1 protein-coding gene is annotated in these 2,862 nt (G+C 45.5%); it reads left to right on the top strand.

What is annotated here, in order from left to right:
• On the top strand, nt 1–2,862 hold a 2,862-nt coding region (locus F6J99_RS04370), incomplete at both ends, for a Calx-beta domain-containing protein (protein WP_293111863.1).

Below are 2,862 nucleotides of genomic sequence, written 5' to 3'. Positions count from 1 at the left end.
TGGTCAAGAGGGGACTTACACCATTAGTTTAACCACCGAGCCTACCCAAGATGTAACGGTTACCATTACAGCCGATGAGCAAAGTCTGATCAGTGTGGATGGTGAAGAGTTTGCATCACAGCAGGTGATTACCCTCAACCAAAGCATACTGGAAAAAGAAATCAAGGTGCAGGCGGTAGATGATGATCCGCCGGAAGGAATTCACAGCAGCATCATTACCCACAGCATTGCTTCAGACGATACAAACTATTCCAATGAGAACACACCCATTGATGATGTCTCTGCCACCATTACTGATAATGATATCGGAATAGTTATCATTGGTAGTCCTCAGGTCACTGAAGGCAGTACTGATACCTACGAAATTGGTTTAAGCACTCAGCCTACTGGGGATGTGACAGTTACTATCACAGCTGATAATGATGATACTGAAATCAGTGTTGATGGTACTAACTTTGGTTCTAGCCAAGATGTTACATTCAGTAACCTAACCCTGCAAACCATTACCGTGCGGGTAGAAAATGATGAAGAATTTAAAGGTCTTCGAGACCGCACCATCAAGCATGCTATTACTGAATCCCAAGACAACACAAACTATCCCCTGGATCTGGAAATTCCAGATGTTACAGCAGAGATTACTGATGATGAGCCTGGAGTAGTCATCATCAGTAATCTCGATCTCACTGAAGGGGATATCGGGACTTACGAAATTGGTTTAAACACTCCTCCTGTGGGGGGTGGTTCAGTAACCGTCACTATCACCGCTGATCCACAAACTAGAATCAGCATAGATGGTGGTATAAACTTTGCTTCTAACCAAGAAATCCAGCTCAGGGGAACTACACGGCAAACTATCACAGTCCAGGTTTTTGATGACACCGGTGTGGAAGGCAAGCACGAGAGCACTATCAGCCATGAAATAACTGATTCAAGTGATACCACCAATTATCCTCTAGGCCAGGAGATCGAGGATGTTACTATCGAGATTACTGACAATGACCCTGGACTAATCTTTAGTGATGCGATCGCAATCACAGAAGGCGGTGATGAAGGGACTTACACAGTTGCTTTAAATACTCTGCCTACTGGAGAGGTGACCGTTACTCTGACCGCTGATGACGATAGTTTAATCAAGGTAGGTGAAGGGGAGTTTGCCTCCGGCCAAGTCATTACTCTCAACCCAGAAAAACTCCAAGAAACCATCACTGTACAAGCGGCTGATGACGAGCTGGTTGAAGGAACTCACACCAGCACTATCAGCCACGAAGTGACTCAGACCGAGGATAACACTAACTATCCTCTAGGAACTAGCGGCTTCTTTACTGCCACAATTACAGATAATAATCCTGGAATTGTTTTCAGTGAGACCACCTTGTCTGCTGAGGAAGGTCAAGAAGATACTTACACAATTGGCTTAAGCACTGTGCCTACTAGTGACGTAACAGTCACTATCAAAGCCGATGACCAGAGTCTAATCAAAGTGGGTGACGGAGAGTTTGCCCCTGAGCAAGAGATTACCCTCAACGCTGAAACCCTGGAAAAAGAAATTACAGTACAGGGGTTGGATGATGATCAGGTCGAAGGTGATCACACTAGCAAAATTAGCCATGAAATTGCTTCCGAAGACCAAGACTATGACCTGGGCGAGCTACCAGAAGAGATCACTGTCGATATTGGTGATAATGACTCTGGGCTAATCTTCAGCCAGGCCATCACCATCACTGAAAACAATGGTTCAGGCACTTACACAGTTTCTTTGAATACTCCTCCCACCGGAGAAGTACAAATTACTATCCAAGCTGATGACCAGAGTACAATTAGTCTAGATGACATCAACTTTGGCTCTCAGCGAATCATTAGCCTCAACCCAGAAACACTTGAAGAAACCATTACGGTACGAGCACTTCCGGATACTGTGGTAGAAGGCGTTCACACTAGCACCATCACTCACACAGTTACCAGTAGCGAGGATCTTGAGAACTATCCTCTTGGAGAAGGGCCATCATATACTGCCAATATTATAGACGATGACCCTGGAATTGTTTTCATAGATGGTCCTGTGTCTGTCCAAGAGGGTCAAGAGGGAATCTACACAGTTGCTTTAAGTACCCGACCCACTGGGGATGTAACAGTTAAGCTGACTGCTGATGACCAGAGTGAAATCAAGGTAGATGGAGAAGACTTTGCCTCTGAGCAAGTTATTACTCTCAACGCTGAGACTCTGGAAAAACAAATCACGGTGAAGCCGGGAGATGATGACCAGGTTGAAGGGGATCACAGCAGTAAAATCAGCTACGAAGTTACAGCTTCCGAGGATGAAAACTATACTGTTGGCTTAGATGGAGAACTCACTACCAATATTACCGACCCTGCTCAAGTGGTTATCACCCCGATTTCCCCTCTGACGGAAGGGGGAGAACCTGGGGAGTATACTATTGCTCTAAACACTGTTCCAGCTGGAGCAGTAGAGATTACTATTACTGCGGATGATGACAACAGTGAAATCAGTCTGGATGGGGTTACCTTCTCTAAGGAAGTGAAAGTAACCCTAGAAAATACTACTGCCGAAACCATTAAGGTACAGGCGGTGGATGACGATTTACCCGAAGGTGAGCAGAGCAGTACCATCAGCTATGCCATTACCAGCAGTGGGGATTTAGACAAATATCCATTGGATCTCGAGATCCCATCCAGCCAGATCACCATTACTGATAATGACGCAGTTGTTCCTGGTAAAGTTGAGATTAGCGAGATTTCCGCTCCTGTGGAAGAGGGAGAGGTTGCAGAGTTTACCATTAATCTCGACACTGTTCCAGCCGGGGCAGTAGAGATCAAGATTACTGCCGATGAGGACAGTGAAAT

Origin of the sequence: Moorena sp. SIO4G3 (genome assembly GCF_010692305.1) — a bacterium.
Taxonomy (GTDB): Bacteria; Cyanobacteriota; Cyanobacteriia; order Cyanobacteriales; family Coleofasciculaceae; genus Moorena; species Moorena producens_A.
This window is presented reverse-complemented; position numbering and strand designations above follow the sequence as displayed.